The 19982-nt window shown below is 61.8% G+C and carries 13 protein-coding genes and 2 pseudogenes; 7 read left to right on the forward strand and 8 right to left on the reverse strand.

All coding sequences use genetic code 11. The features are described from left to right. Positions 1-37: 37 nt before the first annotated feature. Positions 38-1060, reverse strand: coding sequence for an alpha/beta hydrolase (locus tag EJD88_RS08860; RefSeq protein ID WP_158877767.1), 1023 nt, complete (start codon positions 1058-1060; stop codon positions 38-40). Between the two features lie 166 nt (positions 1061-1226). Between EJD88_RS08860 and EJD88_RS08865 the strand changes: the two genes are divergently transcribed. Further along, positions 1227-2141, forward strand: coding sequence for an AraC family transcriptional regulator (locus tag EJD88_RS08865; RefSeq protein ID WP_099585336.1), 915 nt, complete (start codon positions 1227-1229; stop codon positions 2139-2141). On the opposite strand, the gene EJD88_RS08870 is transcribed toward EJD88_RS08865, so the two are convergent. Continuing rightward, on the reverse strand, positions 2116-2622 hold the full coding sequence (locus EJD88_RS08870) for a GAF domain-containing protein (protein WP_099585335.1): 507 nt from the start codon (positions 2620-2622) through the stop codon (positions 2116-2118). The genes EJD88_RS08865 and EJD88_RS08870 overlap by 26 nt on opposite strands. A 51-nt stretch (positions 2623-2673) precedes the next feature. After that, positions 2674-4176, reverse strand: coding sequence for a glycine betaine/L-proline transporter ProP (gene proP, locus EJD88_RS08875; protein WP_099585334.1), 1503 nt, complete (start codon positions 4174-4176; stop codon positions 2674-2676). Between the two features lie 394 nt (positions 4177-4570). On the opposite strand from proP, the pseudogene EJD88_RS08880 reads away from it, so the two are divergent. Both EJD88_RS08880 and EJD88_RS08885 read left to right on the forward strand, forming a co-directional pair. Then, a pseudogene (locus EJD88_RS08880) lies at positions 4571-4840 on the forward strand (GNAT family N-acetyltransferase); the annotation flags it as partial. A gap of 143 nt (positions 4841-4983) precedes the next feature. Further along, on the forward strand, positions 4984-6387 hold the full coding sequence (locus tag EJD88_RS08885) for an MFS transporter (RefSeq protein WP_158877769.1): 1404 nt from the start codon (positions 4984-4986) through the stop codon (positions 6385-6387). A 51-nt stretch (positions 6388-6438) separates the two neighbouring features. On the opposite strand, the gene EJD88_RS08890 is transcribed toward EJD88_RS08885, so the two are convergent. Together EJD88_RS08890 and EJD88_RS08895 are read right to left on the reverse strand one after the other, a co-directional pair. Beyond that, the gene (locus tag EJD88_RS08890) at positions 6439-7731 is read right to left on the reverse strand and encodes a sorbosone dehydrogenase family protein (RefSeq protein ID WP_158877771.1); all 1293 of its coding nucleotides are present in this window, start codon (positions 7729-7731) and stop codon (positions 6439-6441) included. Further along, entirely contained in the window at positions 7728-8141 is a 414-nt protein-coding gene (locus tag EJD88_RS08895; protein ID WP_160385003.1) for a DUF2231 domain-containing protein, read from the reverse strand. Before EJD88_RS08895 ends, EJD88_RS08890 begins: the two co-directional genes overlap by 4 nt. 221 nt (positions 8142-8362) lie before the next feature. On the opposite strand from EJD88_RS08895, the gene EJD88_RS08900 reads away from it, so the two are divergent. Beyond that, positions 8363-9388: a UV damage endonuclease UvsE gene (locus EJD88_RS08900; protein WP_158877773.1), complete on the forward strand. Its 1026-nt coding sequence runs from the start codon at positions 8363-8365 to the stop codon at positions 9386-9388. Continuing rightward, positions 9385-10179, forward strand: a complete 795-nt coding sequence (locus tag EJD88_RS08905) for a nucleotidyltransferase domain-containing protein (RefSeq protein ID WP_158877775.1) — start codon at positions 9385-9387, stop codon at positions 10177-10179. The genes EJD88_RS08900 and EJD88_RS08905 overlap by 4 nt, the downstream gene beginning before the upstream one ends. A gap of 86 nt (positions 10180-10265) precedes the next feature. Here the strand turns inward: EJD88_RS08905 and EJD88_RS27515 are convergent, their stop codons facing one another. The 3 genes and pseudogenes from EJD88_RS27515 to EJD88_RS08915 form a co-directional block, all read right to left on the reverse strand. Then, on the reverse strand, positions 10266-11033 hold the full coding sequence (locus EJD88_RS27515) for a methyl-accepting chemotaxis protein (protein ID WP_371926551.1): 768 nt from the start codon (positions 11031-11033) through the stop codon (positions 10266-10268). An 87-nt stretch (positions 11034-11120) separates the two neighbouring features. Further along, a pseudogene (locus EJD88_RS27520) lies at positions 11121-12218 on the reverse strand (cache domain-containing protein); the annotation flags it as partial. Between the two features lie 137 nt (positions 12219-12355). Next, the gene (locus EJD88_RS08915) at positions 12356-16339 is read right to left on the reverse strand and encodes a bifunctional nitrate reductase/sulfite reductase flavoprotein subunit alpha (protein WP_158877777.1); all 3984 of its coding nucleotides are present in this window, start codon (positions 16337-16339) and stop codon (positions 12356-12358) included. Positions 16340-16926: 587 nt separating this feature from the next. On the opposite strand from EJD88_RS08915, the gene nirB reads away from it, so the two are divergent. Continuing rightward, positions 16927-19470 carry a nitrite reductase large subunit NirB gene (gene nirB, locus EJD88_RS08920; protein WP_158877779.1) on the forward strand — a complete coding sequence of 848 codons (2544 nt, stop codon included), beginning with the start codon at positions 16927-16929 and terminating at the stop codon, positions 19468-19470. Further along, positions 19470-19811 carry a nitrite reductase small subunit NirD gene (gene nirD, locus EJD88_RS08925; protein WP_158877781.1) on the forward strand — a complete coding sequence of 114 codons (342 nt, stop codon included), beginning with the start codon at positions 19470-19472 and terminating at the stop codon, positions 19809-19811. Before nirB ends, nirD begins: the two co-directional genes overlap by 1 nt. The last annotated feature ends 171 nt before the right edge of the window (positions 19812-19982 follow it).

Genomic DNA, 19982 nt, shown 5'->3' on the forward strand with positions numbered 1-19982 from the left:
ACCGCGCCCCAGCGCGGTGCAGTCGAGTGACCGGGCTTCACTTGAGGTTGTTCTTGAAGAAGGCGGTGAGCTGGGCGAACGGAATCAGGTTGACCCGGTCGTACAGATCCACATGGCCCGCATTGGGGATGATGAGCAGTTCTTTCGGTTCGGCCGCACGCCGGTAGGCGTCCTCGCTGAACTCGCGGGAGTGGGCGTTGGCACCCGTGATCAACAGCAGTGGGCGCGGGGAAATCGTCTCAATGTCGTTGAACGGGTAGAAGTTCATGAACTTCACGTTGCTGGTCAGCGTCGGCATGGTGGTGGTCTGTGGCGATGCACCGGCAGGCGTGACTTGGCCGCGTGGGGTGCGGTAGAAATCGAAAAACTCGTCACCCACCGGGTCGCCCGTCAGCGTGAGCGGCGAGCCGCTGGTGTAGAGGGTTTCGCCGCCCTGGAATTCCACGTAGCGCTGGTTCGCCGCCTGCAGCAGGATGTGCCGGCGCTGTTCCAGCGTGACGCCGTGCTTGAGCCCGTTGCGGTTGGCTGCGCCCATGTCGTACATACTGACGGTGGCGATGGCCTTGAGGCGTGGGTCGATTTTTGCGGCAGCAATGGCAAAGCTGCCGCTGCCGCAGATACCGATCACGCCGATGCGCTCACGGTCGACCATCGGCCGGGTGCCGAGGAAGTCCACGGCGGCGCTGAAGTCTTCGACGTAAAGGTCGGGCAGCACCGCATTGCGCGGTGCACCGGCGCTTTCGCCCCAGAACGACAGGTCCAGGGACAGTGTGACGAAGCCCTGTTCGGCCATTTTGGCGGCATACAGGTTGGCGCTCTGTTCTTTGACGGCCCCCATGGGGTGGCCGACGATGATTGCAGGGTTTTTTGCGCCAGTGGCGAGGTTTTTCGGCACGAACAGGTTGCCGGCAACCTGCAGGCCGTATTGGTTGTTGAAGGTGACCTTTTCGACTGTCACCTTGTCGCTTGTGTAGAAGTTGTCAGCACCGTTGGACATATCGGCTCCCAGAGCAGTTAACGACGTCACCAGCAAACCCAGGGCAAGCAAGAGGCGTTTCATGGGTGGATCCTTGAAGGGGTTGGTCCGTGCATTTTCCCGGTGTGTCCGTAGGTTCTGTAGTGCGTTGCGCTGGATTACTTGCCTGATGCTCTGAGTCTGTGGGTTTGCCGGGGACGCCATGGGCTGTGCGGGGTACAGTTCGTGAACCAACGAAAAAGGGCGGGTTATGAAGAACAATCTGGACGCGCTGATTCACGCCATCGCTTCGCGCATCGGCGCACCTGGGGACAGCCCCATGCCAATCCCAGGCCTGGGGTTTTATCGGCGCGAGCAGCCGTGCACGCCGGTGGTGTGCATGGTCGAACCGAGCATCGTGCTGGTCGCCCAAGGTCAGAAGCAGTTATGGGTAGGCGGCGAAGGGTATCCGTATGACACGTCGCGCTTTCTGGTGACGTCGCTGGATATACCGGCCAATTCCGAAGTGCTGCAAGCGAGCCCTGCGCGGCCGTGCCTGGGGCTGACCTTCAAGCTGGACCTGCGCATATTGGCCGAGCTTATAGCCCAGAGTGAGTTGCCGCCCAAGCGCGAGCGCTCTGCGCTGAAGGGGGTCGGCATCGGTGTGGTCACCGAGGGCATGCTGGCGTCATTTGCGCGGCTGGTGGCGTTGCTCGATGAGCCCGAAGCGATCCCGGTCCTCGCGCCGTTGATCCAGCGCGAAATCCACTACCGGCTATTGCAGAGTGACCAGTCGGATCGACTGCGCCAGATCTGTTCGGTGGACGGGCAGGGGTATCGCATCGCCAAGGCGATTGACTGGCTCAAGCTCAATTACGACGCGGCACTGCGCGTTGAAGACCTGGCGGCGCGGGTGCAGATGAGCGCGGCGACTTTCCATCATCACTTTCGCCAACTCACGGCAATGAGCCCGTTGCAGTATCAGAAGTGGCTGCGCTTGAACGAGGCGCGCCGGTTGATGCTCAACGAGCATCAGGATGTGTCCAGCGCGGCGTTCAAAGTGGGCTATGAAAGCCCGTCGCAGTTCAGCCGCGAATACAGCCGGCTGTTTGGAGTGCCGCCCAAGCGCGATATCGCCGGGTTGCGCGGCAAGCCTGGATTCAGCGATCGCTCTGCGTCAGGTTAGCGAAAAAAATGCAGCCGATCAGCCGCGCAAACAGGCTCAGGGTTTCTGGCAGGTTGGGGTCGTCAAACAGCATTGCCTGTGAATCCAAGGCACACAGCGCGCCGAACAGTCGGCCGTCGGGCAGGAAGATCGGCGCACCGGCGTAGCTTTCGATGGCGAACTGCTTGACCACCGGGCGTGCGGCGAAGCGGCCGTTTGCACTGACTTGCGGGATGAACAAGGTCTGGGGGTTGATGCAGAACTCGCTGCACAGGGTGGTTTCGAGGTCGAGCACGTCGTCCACATGGATCCCCATTGCCATGGGGTCGTGGACCGAGCAGACCACCCATTCCAGATCGGTGAACTTGGCGATGCCGGCAAAGCGCATGCCGGTCAGGCGGGTGACCAATTGCAGGATGCTGGTGGTGGCTTCTATTTCGGCGATGGCGGCGCGTTCGTCTGCGCTGAGTAACGATTGTGCTGAGGTGACGCTGGGAAGCATGCTGAACACTCCAAAGGCGTGGTGGCCTGGGCCACCACGCACGGTCAGGGCTTAATTGATTCGCGGATGCTGTTGTACCAGATTCTGGCGCTTGGCTTCCAATGCAGCAATTTCGGCGTCGATGTCTTCGATCTTCTGCTCGATGTTGTCGTGGTGTTCCTGCAGCAACTCCTTGGCTTCTTCCATGTCCGACGCCGCCGGTGCCGCGCCACGCAGGGGCTTGTTGGCGGTTTCCTTCATGGTCAGGCCGGTGATCAGGCCGACCACGGCAAACACCATCAGGTAATAGGCGGGCATGAACAGGTCATTGGTGCTTTCCACCAGCCAGGCCACGGCGGTCGGGGTCACACCGGCGATCAGCACCGAAACGTTGAACGCACTGGCCAATGCACTGTAGCGCAAGTGGGTGGGGAACATCGCCGGCAACGTCGAGGCCATCACACCGATGAAGAAGTTGAGGATCACCGCCAGGATCAGGAGACCGGCGAAGATCAGGCCGATCTTGCCGCTGGTGATCAGCATGAATGCCGGGATCGACAGGAACAACAAGCCAACGCTACCGGCGATGATGAAGGGCTTGCGGCCGATCTTGTCGCTGACAAAACCGATGAACGGCTGCACAAACAGCATGCCGACCATGATCGCGATGATGATCAGCACGCCGCTGTTTTCTTTGTAATGCAGGTTGTGGGACAGGTAGCTCGGCATGTACGTGAGCAGCATGTAGTACGTCACGTTGGTCGCCGCGACGATGCCGATGCAGGTCAGCAGGCTGCGCCAATGCTTGGTGGCGACTTCCTTGAACGAAACCTTGGGACCATGGGTCAGGCCTTCGCGGTCGCCTTGTTCGAGCTTGTCCATGTGCTGCTGGAACGCTGGGGTTTCTTCCAGCGCATGGCGCAGGTACAGGCCGATGATGCCCAGGGGCAGGGCGAGGAAGAACGGCAGGCGCCAGCCCCACGCTTCAAATTCGGCTTCGCCGAGCACGCTGGAGATCAGCACCACCACACCGGCACCCAGCACAAAACCGGCAATCGAGCCGAAGTCCAGCCAACTGCCGAGGAAACCGCGCTTGCGGTCTGGGGCGTATTCGGCGACGAAAATCGACGCGCCGGTGTATTCACCCCCCACCGAGAAACCCTGGGCCATTTTGCACAGCAGCAACAGGATCGGCGCCCAGATGCCGATGGAGGCGTAGCCGGGAATCAAGCCGATGGCGAAGGTGCTCAGGGACATGATTACGATGGTGGCGGCGAGGACTTTCTGTCGCCCGTACTTATCGCCGAGCGCGCCGAAGAACAGGCCACCCAGCGGGCGAATCAGGAATGGCACGGAGAACGTACCCAGTGCGGCGATCATTTGTACGCTGGGGGAGGCGTCCGGAAAGAACACTTTACCGAGCACATAGGCGACAAACCCATAGACACCGAAGTCGAACCATTCCATGGCATTGCCCAGGGCGGCGGCAGTTATCGCCTTGCGCACCTTGGCATCGTCGACGATGGTGATGTCCTTCAACCCGATGGGTTTAACGCTTTTTTTACGTAATTTCATGCGAACCACTCTAAAACCGAACAGGGGTGGTGCTATCACCGCGATAGCACCGCTCTGTCAGTTCAGATACAAGCGGACACGAAATAATTCACCCGCAGGTGTATTTTTTCTCAACCGGGTGCAGAACCACCTGTGGGAAGCGCAATTTTCCAGCTCCACGAGCTCCCTGTGGTGAGCTGGCTTTTGTGATGGGCGGGCTTCTGTGGTGAGCGGGCTTGCCCCGCGCTGGGCTGCGAAGCAGCCCCAAAACCATACAGCTCGGTTTGTCTGGAAAAACGAGGGTGGTTCTGATGGGGCCGCTGCGCAGCCCAGCGCGGGGCAAGCCCGCTCACCACAACAAGCCCGCTCACCACAAAAAAGAGCGGCATCTTGAGAGAGGATCAACCCAATGGCCACCGAGCGCCGCATCAACCTCGGCTACCGTTTTGCCGTGGAGGCGTGGGGGCAGGGCTATGCCACCGAACTTGCCCGCGATGCCCTGGCGTTGGCCTTTGAAAACCTGAACGTGCCCCAAGTGTTCGGGCTGGTGCGACCCGATCACGCCGCCTCGATCCGCGTGTTGGAAAAGGTTGGCATGCAGCACTTCGGCCTTCTTGACGATGTGCCTGGCCAGGCGCCCAGCCTGGTCTTGCGTATTTGTCATCCTACAACTGAGTCTCCGTGAAACTTCTCGTAACCATGTGGTACCTAGACAAACGTTAATCTTTGAGATTGACACCGCTCAGGCGTCTCGCTATAAAAGTCGCAGTTGTACGACGACATATGACGTTACATATGTCCTGACTAACAAAAATAAAAAGTGATGCCATGAATCTGAACGAGCCCATCAGCGCCCACCGCGTGGGTCAGGCGGTAGGCAACTATCGCTGGACCATCTGTGCGATGTTGTTTTTCGCCACCACCGTCAACTACCTCGACCGTCAGGTGCTCAGCCTGTTGGCACCGCAGTTGTCCACGCAATTTGGCTGGAGCAACACGGATTACGCCAACATCGCGGCGGTGTTCCAGTTCGTGTATGCGATTTCCATGCTGTTTGCCGGGCGGTTTGTCGACAAAATCGGTACCAAGGCCGCCTATGTGGTCGCGATTGCCATCTGGTCCACCGGCGCCATCATGCATGCGTTCTCGGTGCAGATGGGTGAGGGCATCGCCGCCGTCAGCGGCGCGATTGGGTTGGCGGTCATTCCGGTATCGATTGCCGGCTTCATGCTCTCCCGTGCAGTGCTGGCGATTGGCGAGGCGGGTAATTTCCCAATTGCGATCAAGGCTACCGCCGAATATTTCCCCAAGAAGGAGCGGTCCTTCGCGACCGGTATCTTCAACTCCGGTGCCAATGTCGGCGCAATCCTGGCGCCGATCTGCGTGCCGCTGATTGCCGGTATGTGGGGCTGGGAGGCCGCCTTCATGGTGATCGGCATGCTCGGCTTCCTGTGGGTGGCGGTGTGGGCGGCGGTGTATGAAAAGCCCGAGCAGCAAAAACGCCTGTCGGCCGAAGAACTGGCCTATATCCGCAGTGACCAGACCGTACAGCCACACACCAAAGCCCCGGCTGGCACGTCCGGGAAGAAAGTTTCGTGGTTCAAGCTGCTGACCTACCGCCAGACCTGGGCCTTTGCCTTCGGCAAGTTCATGACCGACGGCGTGTGGTGGTTCTTCCTGTTCTGGCTACCGACTTACCTGTCGGCGCAATACGGCATGAAAGGCGCCGATATCGTCATGCCGCTGGCGGTGCTGTACAGCATGACCATGGTCGGCAGTATCGGCGGCGGCTGGTTCCCCAGCTACTTCATGGCCCGCGGCGATGCTCCGTACGACGGCCGCATGAAAGCCATGCTGGTGATCGCGCTGTTCCCGCTGGTGGTACTGCTGGCGCAGCCCCTGGGCTATATCAGCTTCTGGGTCCCGGTATTGCTGATCGGCGTGGGTGCGTCTGCGCACCAGGCGTGGTCGTGCAACATCTTCACCACCGTGTCGGACATGTTCCCGCAGAAAACCGTGGCCTCGGTGGTCGGCATTGGCGGCATGGCCGGTGGGATCGGCGGCGTGGTGATGACCAAGATCGGCGGTTGGGTGTTCGACTACTACAAGTCGATCAACGACATCCACACTGGCTACATGATCATGTTCGCCATCTGCGCGCTGGCTTACCTGGTGGCCTGGAGCGTGATGAAAGCTTTGGTACCGCGTCACAAGGAAATCGCTGACCTGTAACGCGAACTCCCTGTACGGGGTTTTCTGTAGCAGAAAACCCCGCATCTGCTGCTATTGGTTACGCGTCACTCGCCACACCGTATTGGCCAAGTCATCGGCAATGATCAGTGCACCCTTGGGGTCCACCGTCACACCCACCGGGCGGCCACGGGTCTTGCCGTCGTCGCCACGGAAGCCGGTGGCGAAATCAATCGGCTCGCCCGCCGGTTTGCCATTGCTGAACGGCACAAAGATCACCTTGTAGCCCACCGGATTCTCACGGTTCCAACTGCCATGCTCGCCGACGAACACCCCATCGGCGAATTTCTCGCCCATGGCCGGGATGGAGAAGTCCACACCGAGCGCCGCCACATGGGAGCCCAGGCTGTAATCGGGCTTGATCGCGGCCGCGACTTTGGCCGGGTTCTGCGGTTGCGCACGCGGGTCGACGTTCTGGCCCCAGTAGCTGTAGGGCCAGCCGTAGAACGCGCCTTCACGCACCGACGTCAGGTAATCCGGCACCAGGTCGGGGCCGAGTTCGTCGCGTTCGTTGACTACTGTCCACAATTGCTCGGAGTCCGGTTGGATGGTCAGCGCCGTCGGGTTGCGCAGCCCGGTGGCATAGGGCTTGTGCGCGCCGGTGGCGGCGTCGATCTGCCAGACCATGGCGCGGTCGATTTCCACTTCCATGCCCCGTTCGGTCACGTTGCTGTTGGAGCCGATGCCCACGTAGAGCTGGCGTCCGTCAGCACTCACGGCCAGGGACTTGGTCCAGTGGTGGTTGATCTGTGCCGGCAGGTCGGTGACTTTGACCGGCGCGCCACTGGCCTTGGTCTGGCCGTCGGTGTAGTCGAACCGCACCAGCGCATCCTGGTTGGCCACGTAGAGCTTGCCGTCGGCAAATGCCAGGCCGTAGGGCGCGTTGAGGTTGTCGGCGAACACGGTTTTCAGCTCGTAGGTGCCGTCACCGTCGGCGTCGCGCAGCAGGGTCAGGCGGTTGCCGCCCTTGACCTTGGTGTTGCCCTCGGCCTTGATCAGGCTGGCGATCACATCCTTGGGCTTGAGCTTGGCCGCACTGCCGCCACGGCCTTCGGCGACGAGGATGTCACCGTTGGGCAGCACCAGGGTCTGGCGCGGAATCGCCAGGTCGGTGGCGATTGCGGTCACGCTGTAACCCTCGGGCACTTTGGGTTTCTGCTCGCCCCACGGCGCGGGCTCGGCGATCTTCATGCTCGGCAGCAGGCTGCTTTGCTGCTCGGGCAACTTGGGATCAGGGCCACGGGCCTGGGTTTTATCGCCTTCGCCACCACAGGCACTCAGCAGCAGGGCGGCACTCAACAGGGTCAATGTATTGGACGTTTTCATTTGGCACCTCCCGAACGCAGGCCAGTCCACGTGGCTGCCAGCGTCAGCAGCATCACGATTGCCGACAACACCAGGCCGGTCGGCATGGCGGCGTAGGCATCCTTGGCGTGTTGGAAGGCATTGACCAAGCCCAGGACCCAGGTGACCAACAGCAGCAGGACATACAGCGTGGGCTGCCCGGCCTTGCGCTCGGCGCGCAGCAGGTTGACCAGTGCAAACAGCAGCGCAAAACCACCGAATACCAAGGCACCGGCAATCAGCCAGGAGGCGAAGTTGGCCCATTGAATCTGGTAGGTCTGGGTGTAGGCAATGTCACTGAGCAGGGCGCCGAGAAACAGCGGCACGGTGCCGGCGAGCAAGGTCGCATGCAGCGGACCTGGCGTGCGGCGATAAGTGGAGAGGGTAGTCATGGTGATGGCGGCTCCTTGTCTGTTTCAACGTAGCTTTTTTTTCAACGTCGCGTTGTTTCAACGTAGCTATCCAACGCATCTGGGCGCGGCAGCGCATAGGAAGTGAGCGCGGCGCTTGTCAGAAAGTTCAGGGTGATCAGTGTCTAAATATTATGAACCCGCTGCCTGAGCCCACGCCTAACGCCGTATCATCCTGTCCTTTCCTTTCGCCGGGCGCCTCCATGACACACCCTCGCATTGGCTTTGCCTGCCAGTACAAGCATCCAGAACGCCTATTGTCGGCCAGCGCCCTCAAGCTGATCGAAGGCCCCTTCAACCCGCGCACCACCACCTTGCGCTGGATGGACGGAGTCACGCCGCAGGTCGCCCGCGACAAGCTGGTCGAAGTGGTCACCCATAACCTGGCGGCACAGTTACGCCTGCTGGCCTATGTCGCCGACCTGCCGCCGACCTTGCGCATGCTGCGCCTGAGCAGCGACCTGCTGCCGTTCTACAGCCATCCTAAAGTCGCCGACGTTTATAAAGACCCTGCCATCGAACGCCAATTGATCGAAGGGTTCGCCGCCATCGGCGAGCTGGCGCGCGCCTCGGATATTCGGCTGTCGTTCCACCCCGGCCAATACTGCGTGCTGGGTTCGGAAAACCCCGGCGTGGTGGAAAACAGCCTCGCCGAATTCGAATACCACGCCGACATGATCCGCATGATGGGCTACGGCCGGCGCTTCCAGGACCTCAAGTGCAACGTGCACATCGCCGGGCGCCTCGGCGTGGAAGGCACCCGCGCCGTGTGGTTGCGTTTGTCCGAGGTGGCGCGCAACTGCATCACCTTTGAAAACGATGAAAAGACTTATGGCCTCGACCACTGCCTGCAAGTCGCCGACCTCGCGCCGGTGGTGCTCGACATTCACCACTGCTGGATCAACGAAAACGCGTACATCGACCCCAACAGCGAACGTGTCGCTCGCGTGATCGACAGCTGGCGCGGCGTACGCCCGACGATGCATTACTCCCAACCCCAGGAAAGCCTGCAGGAGCTGGGTTTCGACGCCGAGCACAAGCTGGAAATGGACGCGCTGTTGCAGGTGGTGTCCAAGCGCGACCTGTACGGCCACAGTGCGCAAATGTGGAACCGCTGGACCAACGACTACGCGCTGCAGTTTCTGGAGCGCTTCGACATCATGCTGGAAGCCAAGGACAAGAACGTGGCGGCGCTGGCGTTTTATGAACACTGGAAGAAACAGTCATGAGCCTGTCGAACATCGACCTCAACGGTTACATCCTCAGCGTCACCGATAGCCCCGTGCAGCCTGAGTTTCAACCACTGCTTGAGGATGTCTGCGCGTCGCTGTCGCAGGATGATCTGGGGCTCGATGGGATCTATCTGTACGGCAGTGTCGCCAGGGCAGACGCCACGCTCGGGGTCTCTGACCTTGACCTCACGCTGGTGCTGCGCGAACCGCCGACTGCGCCGCTATTGGAACGCCTGGAGGCGATCCGCCAGGCGCTGGAGCAGCGCCACCCGGAGGTTATCAAGGTGGATTTCGATATTGGCAGTCGTGCGCAAGTCCTGGCGCCTGAAAACACGCACAGCTGGGGCTTCTGGCTCAAGCACCATTGTCGCTGCCTGTGGGGCAATGACCTGTCGCAACAGTTTGAGCGGTTTCGGCCGTCACGCGAGATCGCCGTGGCGCTGAATGCTGACTTTGAACAGGTGTTGGCGGGCTATCTCGCACGTATCGCGCAGGCCGATGCCGAGCCGCAACGCCTGCGCTTGCAGCGTGAAGCGTCGCGCAAGGTGGTGCGGGCCACGCATGTGTTGCGCTCGGAAGAGGCGACGACGTGGCCGCAGACGCTTGAAGAACATGTCGCGCTGTTCGTGCGGTGTTATCCGACGATGATCACACAGGTGGCATTCTTTCTGTTTGAAGCGCGAAATCCCGAAGCGCAAGGCGACAACTTCACCACCCGGTTGCAAACCTTTATGGCGTGGATGGCCTTGCAACATACCGCCGCAATCGCGGCACAGGTATCCACATAGCTCCTGAAAGCTGACACATAACGTTGTGGTGAGCGGGACAAGCCCGCTCACCACAAGCCAGCGCCTACAGGCGCGCTTGCCGAAAGTCAGGACTTGAAGCGCCCCACCAACCCATTGAGCTCGCTCGACAGCTCCGACAACCGCCCCGAGTCGTCCTGCGCCGAGTTGGCCAGGCTTTCCACCAGCCGCGCTTCGTCGTAGATCTGCTGGATATGCCGGTTGATCTCTTCGGCCACGCTGTGTTGTTCCTCGGCGGCGGCGGAGATTTGCAGGTTCTGGTCGCGGATCTCGTTGACCGACAACTGGATGCCTTCAAAGCTGTCCCGCGCGCTCTCGATGGACGACACGCTGGCCCGTGACAGGTCCAGGCAACTGCCCATTTTTTGCGTGACTTCCTGGGTCTTGTTTTCCAGGGTGCCGAGCAGGTGTTCGATTTCGCCGGTGGAGTCGGAGGTGCGCTTGGCCAGTGCGCGCACTTCATCGGCCACCACCGCAAAACCGCGGCCCTGATCACCGGCGCGGGCCGCTTCGATGGCGGCGTTGAGCGCCAGCAGGTTGGTCTGTTCGGCAATGGCGCGGATGGTGCCGAGAATCTGGTTGATGCTGCGGCTGCCGGCTTCCAGTTCGACCATGGCCTGGGACGATTCGGTCAGGCGGCGGCCCAGGCGGTTGACGTTGTCGGTGGTCACTTCAATCTGCTGCTTGCCCTCGGCCACGCGGCGGTGGCCGTTCTCGGCGGACTCCGCCGCGCCGCTGCACGAGCGCGCCACTTCGTTGGCGGTGGCAACCATTTCGTTGAACGCGGTGGACACCAACTCCACCGCCTCACGCTGACGCCCGGCGGCTTCGTTCATGTTGTGCGCCACTTCGCTGTTGACCTTGGAGGCGTTCTGCAAATTGGCCGAGGCTGCGCCGATGTGCTGGATCAGTTGGCGGATGGCCGCCAGAAACTTGTTGAACCAGCCCGCCAACTCGGCGGTTTCGTCCTTGCCCTGCACCTGCAGCGCGTGGCGCAGGTCACCTTCGCCCTCGGCGATGGATTGCAAGCCGCTGCTGACCTGGCCGATGGGCTTGACGATCACCTTGGAAAACGCTGCCGCGAGCAAGCCGAAGACCAGCACCAGCACGCCGACGATGGCGGCGGTGAGGTAGGTCATGCGTGTGGCTTCGGCCATCACTTCGTTGTGTTCGATCAGCCCGATATAACGCCAGCCCAGGCCGGGGGAGGTCCACACGTTGGCCATGTAGCGCACACCGCCGATCTCTACTTCGGTGGAGCCTTGGGGCGTTTGGGCAAGGTGGGCATAGGCGTCGCCCAAATCCTTGAGCGGCTTGAAGCTGTGGCCGGCGTCACGCGGGTCCACCAGCACCACACCGTCCTCGATCAGCATCACGTAGCCGCTTTCGCCGAGCTTGATGCTCTTGACCAACTCAGTGAGGTTCTTCAGCGACACGCTGACCACGAACACGCCTTTGGCTTTGCCCGCGTTGTCGAGCAATGCCCGTGCAGTGCCCACCAGGGCCACGTCGTCTTTGTCGTAATAGTAAGCCGGGGTGCGCACGGTCTTGCCGGGGCTGGCCATCGCCGCTTTGTACCAAGGGCGCGTGCGCGGGTCGTATTTGGCCAGTTGTGGGTCATCCGGCCATTTGACGTAGGTGCCGTCTTCCAGGCCGATGGACAGGATGGCCGCCGCCGGGTGGGTGGCGCCAAAGCGGGCGAAACGGTCGATCACGGTTTGCGCGGCCGCAGGCATCGGTTGGCTGGGCGCATCCGCGGGTTGGTAATTCTTCAAGGTGTTGATAGAGGTGTATACAGGATCCGTAGCCATTTGATCGACGTTCTGTAGCGTGCCGTCGAAGAACTGGCGGATATTGCCATCGATCTGGCGGATTTCCCGGGTGCTGCCATCAATGAACTGTTCAACCGCCTGGGTTCGCGTGTTCATGACAGAGATCACGGCCACCAGGCTGACCGGGATAAACGCGACAGAAACAAATGCCAGGACAAGCTTATTTTTTATTTTCATCGAGACGACCATCAGCGCAGAGGGTGGTCAAACCGCCGCACGCTGTAATAACAGTGCGGCGATTTGCTATCAATGCTGTTTCGGCCCGTACTCAGCAAATCTTTAGGGTTTTTTGTACACAATACAATTGACGATTGTTCTGTATCCAATCAGTAGACATCACGCAAGTAACGCTTCTGCTCGCTCAGTTGGCGCCAGTACTCCACGGCGTCCTCCACGCCCAGCCCACCGTGGGTATGCGCCACTTGGCGCAACGCCTGGTCCACATCCTTGGCCATATGACTGGCGTCGCCGCAGATGTACAGCCTGGCGCCGTCCTGCAACCAGCGCCACAGCTCGGCGCCCTGTTCGCGAATGCGGTCCTGCACGTAGATCTTCTGCGCCTGGTCACGGGAAAACGCCAGGCTCAGGTGAGTGAGCAGGCCATCGCGCTGCATGCCTTGCAGTTCGTCCTGGTAGTAGAAGTCGCTGGCGGCGTACTGCTCGCCAAAAAACAGCCAGTTACGGCCCTGATGCCCCATGGCCCGACGCTCCTGCAAGAACGCGCGAAACGGCGCCACCCCAGTGCCGGGACCGATCATGATCATCGGCACATCGCCGTCCCTGGGCGTGCGGAAGTGTTTGGACGGCTGCACAAACACCGGCACTTCGCCGTCGCCGACGCGGTCGGCGAGGAAGGTCGAGGACACACCTTTGCGTTTGCCGTATCGCACCGCCGCCACGGTGAGGTGGACTTCCTGGGGATGGGCCTTGGCGCTGGAGGCAATCGAATACAGCCGCGGTTGCAGGCGCTTGAGGGTACCGAGCAGTTCGTCCGCCGAGCAGTCGATGGGGTATTCCTGCAGCACATCCGTGAGCTGTCGGCCCCATAGCCAGTCTTTGAGTTCGGCCTTGTGCTCAGGTCGCAGCAGTTGCTCCAGGCCTGGATTGGCGCTGCGTTCGGCAATAAAGGCCAGGGTCTCGTTGCCGGGGCGGGCGATTTCGAAGTGCTGGGTCAGGGCTTGTTGCAGCGACACGTCACCGAACGTCTCGATGTTCACCGAAGCGCCTGCGCTCAGTTGGGTCAGCTCAAGCAGTTCGCTCACCAGGTCCGGGCAGTTGCGCGGCCGCACGCCGAGGGCATCACCGGCTTCGTAGGTCAGGCCGGAGCCCGTCAGGTCCAGGGCGAACTGGCGGGTTTCCTTGTGGGCGCTGTGGGGGTTCAGGTGCCGGTTGAGCAGCAGGCGTGACGGATGCAGTTTGGTTTTGCCGGCCGGGGTGGCCGCCGCTGCGACGGGCTTGGCCGGGTTGAGGGTTTGCTGGAATCGGGTCAGCCAGGCATCGGCGGGTTCTTCGAATTCGGTGTCGCAGTCGACACGTTCCAGCAGGCGAGTGGCGCCCAGTTCCAGCAGGCGCTGGTCAAGCCTTTTGCCGTGCTTGCAGAACTGGTCGTAATTCGGATCGCCCAAGGCGAGCACCGCAAACCGCAGAGACTCAAGGCGCGTCTCGACGGTGCTGAGGCTGTGCCAGAACCCTTCGCCATTGTCCGGTGGATCGCCGTCGCCAAAGGTGCTGCTGATCAGGGCCAGGGTCTGGATGCTGGCCAGTTTGCTTGCGGGGAAGTCCGCCATGGCGCTCAGTTCTACGCTGATACCCGCTTCGCGCAGGCGTTTGGCAAAGCGCTCGGCGAGGGCTTCGGCATTGCCGGTCTGCGACGCCCACAACAGCGTGACGTCCGGGGCGGCTGCTGGCGCAGAGTCTGCGCGGCTGAACAAACCGCCGAGCAAGCCGTCCAGCCATAGGCGGGCATCCTTGGTCAGCGGCGCGCTCGCCGGCATTACCGGTACGCCAGCGTCCTGGCGCGCCGCACTGGCGTGCAGGCCGCTGAGGAACCCGGCGAGGTAGGTGCGTTCACTGTCGCTCAGTAACGGCGCCGGTACGTTACGGATGCCGGCGAGTTCGGCGAAGGCGTCGAGGCGCGACATGCTGAAGTCCTCTCGGAGATCTTGGGGAGCGGGTTGATCAAGGAACTGATGGTCGATCAGCTCGACTCGGGCCAGCGCGACAGCGCAACACTTGAACTCGGGCTGCAGGGAAATCGGGTCGACGGCATCGTTGGTCACCGCGTTGATCGCCAGGTGCTCGCCAAACACATCGTTCCAGTGGAAGGGCGCAAAGCAGTTGCCGGGACGCACGCGGTCGGTGATCAGCGCTGGCAGCACGGCACGCCCGCGCAGGGAGCGCACCTCCACCGGATCCTTGGCCTTGAGGCCCAGGCGCGTGGCATCGTCGGGGTGGATTTCCACGAACGGGCCGGGGTTGAGTTTGTTCAGGGTGGCGACCTTGCCGGTCTTGGTCAGGGTGTGCCACTGGTGCTGCAGGCGGCCGGTGTTGAGCACGAACGGGAAGCGCTCGTCGGGCATTTCCGCAGGCGGCATATGGGGGCGCGGGAAGAACTGGCCTTTGCCGCTGTCGGTGGCGAATGCGAGCGTGGCGGCAGTGCGATAGCGGATCGGGTTGCGGTCCGCGCCATCGGCCGAAGCGCAGGGCCATTGCAGCGGTTGTTCACGCAGGCGTGCGTGGCTGGCGCCGCGTAGGTCGTAGCCGGTCTTGGGGTTCCAGGCGCGTTTGATTTCTTCGAATACCTCGACGGCGCTGGCGTAGGTGAAGGCGTCGGCAAAGCCCATTTCACAGGCAACCCGAGCGATGATTTGCCAGTCGGGCAACGTGTCGCCGGGCGCCTCGACGGCTTTCTGCATCAGGGTCAGGTTGCGTTCGGAGTTGATCATCACCCCTTCAGCCTCGGCCCACAGGGCGCCGGGCAGCAGGATATCGGCGTAGCGGTTGGTCTCGGTGTCGAGGTAGGCGTCCTGGGTGATCACCAGTTCGGCGGTGCGCAAACCGTCGATGGCGATCTGGCGATTGGGCACGCTGGCCACCGGGTTGGTGCAGATGATCCAACACGCCTTGATCTGCCCGGCAGCCATCTGCTCGAACATCGCCACGGTGCCGTTGCCGGCCTGGCGCGGCAGGTGGTCAGGCGGGATTTGCCAGAGGTCTTCGATAAATGCGCGGTCGGCTTCGACCAGCACCGAACGCTGCCCCGGCAGGCCTGGGCCCATGTAGCCCATCTCGCGGCCACCCATGGCGTTGGGTTGGCCGGTGAGGGAAAACGGCCCGCTGCCGGGGCGGCAAATCGCGCCGGTGGCCAGGTGCAGGTTGCACAGGGCGTTGGTGTTCCAGGTGCCGTGGGTGCTTTGGTTGAGGCCCATGGTCCAGCAACTCATCCACTCGGCGGCTTGGCCGATCCAGTCGGCGGCTTGGCGGATATCCGCTTCGGCCAGGCCGGTGAGGGCGGCGACGCGGTCGGGCGAATAGTCCTCAAGAAAGCCAGGCATGGCCTCCCAGCCTTCGGTGAATGCGGCGATGAAGGCTGGGTCGGTGTGGCCGTTTTTAACCAGCAGGTACAGCAGGCCATTGAGCAGGGCGAGGTCGGTGCCGGGCTTGATCGGCAGGTACAGGTCGGCCTTGTCGGCGGTGGCGCTGCGTCGGGGGTCGACCACGATCAGCTTCGCCCCGGCCTTGACCCGGTCCATCATGCGCAGGAACAGAATCGGGTGACAGTCGGTCATGTTGGCGCCGATCACGAAGAACAGGTCGGCGCGGTCAAAGTCTTCGTATGACCCCGGTGGCCCATCCGAGCCCAGGGACAGCTTGTAGCCGCTGCCCGCGCTGGCCATGCACAGGCGCGAGTTGGATTCGATGTTCGGCGTGCGCACAAAGCCCTTGGCCAACTTGTTGACGAGGTACTGCGCCTCCAGGGACATTTGCCCGGACACGTAGAACGCCAGCGCATCGGGGCCATCGCGGTCGAGGATATGGCGCAGGCGGCTGGCGGTTTCGCTGATGGCGGTGTCCATGGCGATGCGCACCGGGTCGTGATCGCGCTCTTCGCGCAGGTAGGCATTCTCCATGCGCCCTGACTCGGCGATGGCTTGGCCGCACGTAGTGCCTTTGGTGCACAGGCGACCGAAGTTGGTGGGGTGAGCCTTGTCGCCGATCACCTTGACCACTTTATTGTTTTCCACTTGCATCACGATGCCGCAGCCGACGCCACAATAAGGACACACGCTGCGTACGCTTTGGTTTGCCATCCGTCACCCTCGAAACTTTTTTACCCGCCAACAAAAAAGCGCCTTGCAACCCTCCGTTTGGAAACGGGGGTTGCACGGCGCCTTTGTCGTGAATGGGCAATCAGCGTTGACTGCTTTATGCAGGTGTTCCTAGCAAGTCACGCGCCAGCTTTGCATTTCAAGTGGCTTACCCACTGTGGCGAGGGAACTTGCTCCCGCTGGGCTGCGAAGCGCCCCCAAAATCCAGGGAGCGCTGCGCACTCCAGCGGGAGCAAGCTCCCTCGCCACAGAGGCGGGTATGCGCACTTATATGATGCGGGGCGCACCAGTTGGAGGCGCAATCGTGGGCGTATTGCTGGGTTGAAGGGCTGGCGTAGCCGCGACTGCGGGGTTGCGGCCAATTGGCACGCCGCCTGCAAGCTCCCCCTCAACCCCACTCGGTCAACGACGATCGACAGGCCCTTCAAGGTCATGGGCATAAAGCGATGGATCCGGCGAAGTCGTCCGAACCGATCCCGCATAAGAACAGGCAAAGACGCCTGGAACCGCAAGGTTTCAGGCGTTTTTTTTTGCTTTTTAAACCGTGATGAATGTTGTCAGGTGCTGATATGAACAAACCGATGAAAACCCTGATCGTCGTTGGCAATGGCATGGTCGGTCACCATTGCGTGGAGCAACTGATCGAGCGCGGTGCGCTGGAGCACTTCCACCTGCATGTGTTCAGTGAGGAGCCGATGCGCGCCTATGACCGTGTGCACCTCTCCGAGTATTTCACCGGCCGCGATGCCGAGTCGTTGGCCCTCTGCGAAGCGTCGCTGTACCAGACGCCGGGTGTGACCTTGCACTTGGGCGTGCCGGTGCTGGAAATCGACCGCGCCCGCCGTGAGGTGATCACGGCGCAGGGCTGTGTGGGCTACGACACCTTGGTCCTGGCCACCGGTTCCTACCCGTTTGTGCCACCTATTGAAGGCGCCGAGGGCGATTCGCGGTTGGTGTATCGCACCTTGCAAGACCTTGATGCCATTCGTGCTGCGGCAGCCAATGCCCGGCGCGGGGTAGTGGTCGGCGGTGGCTTGCTGGGCCTGGAAGCGGCGAACGCCCTGAAAAGCCTCGGCCTGGAAGCCCATGTGGTGGAGTTCGCGCCGCGCTTGATGCCAGTGCAGTTGGATGATTTTGGCGGCCTGGCGCTCAAGGCCCAGATCGAACGGCTGGGCGTCGGTGTGCACCTGTCCCGTGCCACGCAGTCGATCAGCGCGGGCGAGCAGTACCGCTATCGCATGAACTTTGCCAACGACGAATTTCTGGAAACCGACCTTATCGTATTCTCCGCCGGTATCCGCGCCCAGGATGCACTGGCGCGCCAGGCTGGCCTGGAGATCGGCCCGCGCGGCGGCGTGGTGATCAACGATGAATGCAAAAGCTGCGACCCGCACATCTACGCGATTGGCGAGTGTGCCTCGTGGAATGGCAGCCTGTTCGGTCTGGTCGCGCCGGGCTACCAGATGGCCCGTGGGGTTGCCGCGCTGTTGTGCGCGCAGGCCGCCGAGCCGTTTGTCGGCGCCGACATGTCCACCAAGCTCAAACTGCTCGGCGTGGACGTTGGCTCCATCGGCGACGCCCACGCCCACACGCCGGGTGCGCGCAGCTACCAGTTTATCGACGAGGCCAGCGCCAGCTACCGGCGCCTGGTGGTGGACGCATCGGGCAAGCATGTGATCGGTGCGGTACTGGTGGGTGACAACAGTTACTACGACACCTTGCTGCAATACATGCAGAACGCGATTGCGCTGCCGGCGGAACCGGCCAGCCTGATCCTGCCGTCCTCCGCCGGCGCACCGACCCTCGGCCCCGGCGCGTTGCCCGAATCGGCCACCGTGTGTTCCTGCCACAACGTCACCAAAGGTGCGATCTGCTCGGCCATCGACGGCGGTTGCAGCGACCTGGGCCTGCTCAAATCCCAGACCAAGGCTTGCACCGGTTGCGGCGGTTGCGCGGGCTTGCTCAAGCAGGTGTTTGAACACGAACTGATCGCCCGTGGTGTCAGCGTCGACAAGAGCCTGTGCGAACACTTCGCCTATACCCGCCAGGAACTGTATGCCCTGGTGCGGGTGGAAGGGGTAATCACCTTCGAAGAACTGCTGGCCAAGCACGGCCGTGGCCACACCGGGTGCGACGTGTGCAAACCGGCGGTGGGTTCGATCCTGGCTTCGTGCTGGAACCAGCCGATCATGGATGCCTCGCTGGTGCCGTTGCAGGACACCAACGACACGTTCATGGCCAACATGCAGAAGAACGGCACCTACTCGGTGGTGCCACGGATTCCGGGCGGCGAGATTACCGCCGACAAGCTGATCGTGATTGGCGAGGTGGCGAAGAAATACGACCTCTACACCAAGATCACCGGCGGCCAGCGCATCGACCTGTTTGGCGCGCAACTGCATGAGCTGCCGGATATCTGGGCCGAGCTGATCGCGGCCGGCTTCGAGACCGGGCACGCGTATGGCAAATCCACGCGCACGGTCAAGTCCTGCGTGGGCAGCACCTGGTGCCGCTACGGCGTGCAGGACAGCGTGAAAATGGCGCTGCTGATCGAGGACCGCTACAAGGGCCTGCGTTCGCCGCACAAGCTCAAGTTCGCGGTGTCCGGCTGCACCCGTGAATGCGCTGAAGCCCAGAGCAAAGACGTGGGCGTGATTGCCACCGAAAAGGGCTGGAACCTCTACATTGCCGGTAACGGCGGCATGCGTCCGCGCCATGCCGAACTGTTTGCCACCGACCTCGATGACGCCACGCTGATCCAGTACATCGACCGTTTCCTGATGTTCTACATCCGCACCGCCGACAAACTGCAGCGCACCTCGGTGTGGCGCGAAAGCCTGGAAGGCGGCCTGGATTTCCTCAAGGACGTGATCCTGCACGACAGCCTGGGCCTGGGCGCCGAGCTGGAAGCGCAAATGCAACTGGTGGTCGATCGCTACGAATGCGAATGGGCCAACGCCCTTAAAGACCCGGAGAAACTCAAGCGCTTCCGCACCTTCGTCAACGACAAACGCCCGGATCCGGACATCCACTTTGTCCAGGAACGCGGCCAGCGCCGGCCGATCATGGCCGCTGAACTCAACCTGATTCCTGTCATCGAGGAGCTTGCCTGATGAGCCAGTCCACCTGGAAACGCGTGTGCAACGAGACTGACCTGGTGCGCCATTCCGGCGTGGTGGTGTGGCTGGACGGCGCGCAAGTGGCGCTGTTCTACCTGCCGGGCGCGCAGGAGCGGACGCTGTTCGCCATCGACAACCATGACCCGGAGTCGGGAGCGAATGTGATTGGTCGCGGTTTGGTCGGCAGCATCAAGGGCGATCTGGTGGTGGCTGCGCCGATCTATAAGCAGCATTACCGCTTGCACGACGGCCAGTGCCTGGAGGCGCCGGATCAGCGCCTGCGGGTGTGGCCGGTGCGGTTGAATGCTGGAGTGGTGGAAGTAGGCGTGGGCTGACACACCTGGGTCTAAATGTGGGAAGGGGGCTTGCCCCCGATAGCCATAGGTATCTACACAACTTCCCGTGGATGCTGAATCTATGGCAAATGGGCTGTTGTGGTGAGCGGGCTTGTCCCGCGCTGGGCTGCGAAGCAGCCCCATCAAAGCCACCGCGTTTTTTCAGAAAAA

Origin of the sequence: Pseudomonas sp. PB105 (assembly GCF_009764655.1) — a bacterium.
GTDB lineage: Bacteria > Pseudomonadota > Gammaproteobacteria > Pseudomonadales > Pseudomonadaceae > Aquipseudomonas > Aquipseudomonas cyclaminis.

What these genes read in the sequence shown, in the direction of transcription:
- EJD88_RS08860 (WP_158877767.1), bottom strand. Translation starts at nt 1,060, where the DNA reads ATGAAACGCCTCTTGCTTGCCCTGGGTTTGCTGGTGACGTCGTTAACT.
- EJD88_RS08865 (WP_099585336.1), top strand. Translation starts at nt 1,227, where the DNA reads ATGAAGAACAATCTGGACGCGCTGATTCACGCCATCGCTTCGCGCATC.
- EJD88_RS08870 (WP_099585335.1), bottom strand. Translation starts at nt 2,622, where the DNA reads ATGCTTCCCAGCGTCACCTCAGCACAATCGTTACTCAGCGCAGACGAA.
- proP (WP_099585334.1), bottom strand. Translation starts at nt 4,176, where the DNA reads ATGAAATTACGTAAAAAAAGCGTTAAACCCATCGGGTTGAAGGACATC.
- EJD88_RS08885 (WP_158877769.1), top strand. Translation starts at nt 4,984, where the DNA reads ATGAATCTGAACGAGCCCATCAGCGCCCACCGCGTGGGTCAGGCGGTA.
- EJD88_RS08890 (WP_158877771.1), bottom strand. Translation starts at nt 7,731, where the DNA reads ATGAAAACGTCCAATACATTGACCCTGTTGAGTGCCGCCCTGCTGCTG.
- EJD88_RS08895 (WP_160385003.1), bottom strand. Translation starts at nt 8,141, where the DNA reads ATGACTACCCTCTCCACTTATCGCCGCACGCCAGGTCCGCTGCATGCG.
- EJD88_RS08900 (WP_158877773.1), top strand. Translation starts at nt 8,363, where the DNA reads ATGACACACCCTCGCATTGGCTTTGCCTGCCAGTACAAGCATCCAGAA.
- EJD88_RS08905 (WP_158877775.1), top strand. Translation starts at nt 9,385, where the DNA reads ATGAGCCTGTCGAACATCGACCTCAACGGTTACATCCTCAGCGTCACC.
- EJD88_RS27515 (WP_371926551.1), bottom strand. Translation starts at nt 11,033, where the DNA reads ATGAACGAAGCCGCCGGGCGTCAGCGTGAGGCGGTGGAGTTGGTGTCC.
- EJD88_RS08915 (WP_158877777.1), bottom strand. Translation starts at nt 16,339, where the DNA reads ATGGCAAACCAAAGCGTACGCAGCGTGTGTCCTTATTGTGGCGTCGGC.
- nirB (WP_158877779.1), top strand. Translation starts at nt 16,927, where the DNA reads ATGAACAAACCGATGAAAACCCTGATCGTCGTTGGCAATGGCATGGTC.
- nirD (WP_158877781.1), top strand. Translation starts at nt 19,470, where the DNA reads ATGAGCCAGTCCACCTGGAAACGCGTGTGCAACGAGACTGACCTGGTG.